The organism is Streptomyces sp. NPDC058457, assembly GCF_042720695.1.
Lineage (GTDB): Bacteria > Actinomycetota > Actinomycetes > Streptomycetales > Streptomycetaceae > Streptomyces.
Window position 1 is genome coordinate 1 of record NZ_JBHXLU010000199.1, and the last position, 1,511, is coordinate 1,511.

Consider the following 1,511-nt stretch of genomic DNA (forward strand, 5'->3'; position numbering starts at 1 on the left):
GTCCGTGACCTCGCCGATCGGGTCATTCGGGTGCTGGAGCAGATCGCGGACGATCCGATGACGCGGGTCGGGGAGATCGACCTGCTGGACGCCTCGGAGCGCGCCTCCGTTGTCGAGCGGTGGAACGAGACCGTGCAGGACGTGGACACGGCCTCCGTGTTGGAGCGGTTCCGGCGGTGGGCTGTTGAGGCTCCGGCCGCGGCTGCTCTGCGTTCGGAGGGCCGCACTCTGACCTATGCCGAGGTGGACAGGCGTTCTGACGCGTTGGCGTGGGGGTTGGTGGCGCGGGGTGTGGGGTGTGAGTCGCGGGTGGGGCTGTGTCTGCCGCGTGGGGTGGAGATGGTGGTGGCTCAGCTCGCGGTGTGGAAGGCGGGCGGGGCGTATGTGCCGTTGGATCCGGAGTATCCGGCGGACCGGCTGGCGTTCATGGTCGACGACAGCGGCGCGCGGCTCGTGCTGGTGACGGAGGAGACGGCCGACCGGGTTCCCGATGGCGCCGAGGTGGTCCGGCTCGAGGATCTGGAGGTGGGATCCGGTGGCGAGTCACTGCATGTGAGTGTGGAAGCTCATCAGTTGGCGTACGTCATCTATACGTCGGGGTCGACGGGGCGGCCGAAGGGTGTGGCGGTGGCGCATGGTTCGGTGGCGAACCTGGCCTCCGCGATGCGTCCGGTACTGGGGGCCGGCCCTGGTGTGACGTCGTTGCAGTTCGCTTCCTTCAGCTTCGACGCGGCCGTCCTGGACGTCGCCGTGACCCTGGCTGCCGGCGGCACGCTGGCGATTGCCTCGTCCGAGGAGCGGCGGGATCCGTCTGCTTTGGCGGCGATGGTCGAGTCCAGTGGTGTGGGTACGGCGAGTGTGGTGCCGTCCCTTCTCGGGGCGCTGGAGCCGGAGAGTGTTGGCGGTGTTGCGAACTGGGTGCTGGGTGCGGAGCGTCTCGAAGCGGGTCTGGCCGCCAAGTGGCGGGCAGCCGCCCGTCTGTGGAACACGTACGGCCCCACGGAGGCGACCGTCATCAGTACGGCCGTCCTCCTGGAGGAGGGCATCACGGGTGAGGATGCGCCTCCGGCGATCGGCCGCCCGCTGCCCAACGTCCGGACGTATGTGTTGGATGCGTTCCTGCGTCCTGTCCCGGTAGGTGTCACGGGTGAGTTGTATGTCGCCGGTGCTGGTGTGGCCCGTGGATACATCGGTCGCCCCGACCTGACGGCGGAGCGGTTTGTGGCCTGCCCGTTCGGGTTGGGTGAGCGGATGTATCGCACTGGTGACTTGGTGCGGTGGACGGCGGACGGTGTGCTGGAGTTCGTCGGGCGTGCGGATGAGCAGGTGAAGATCCGTGGGTTCCGGGTGGAGCTTGGTGAGGTGGAGGCTGTTGTCGCGGCTTACTCCGGGGTGGAGCGGGCGGTGGTGGTGGTGCGTGACGGGCGGCTTGTGGGTTATGTGGTCGGGGACGTGGGTGCGGATGCCGTTCGTGACTATGCGGCGGGGCGACTGCCGGAGTACATGGTTCC

Annotated in this window: 1 protein-coding gene; it reads left to right on the forward strand. The window is 68.4% G+C overall.

Going from position 1 to position 1,511, the window contains the following annotated elements; genetic code table 11:
- Positions 1–30 precede the first annotated feature (30 nt).
- Positions 31–1,511: amino acid adenylation domain-containing protein (locus ACFWPS_RS53965; RefSeq protein WP_383721916.1), on the forward strand; the 1,481-nt coding region annotated here is incomplete at its 3' end.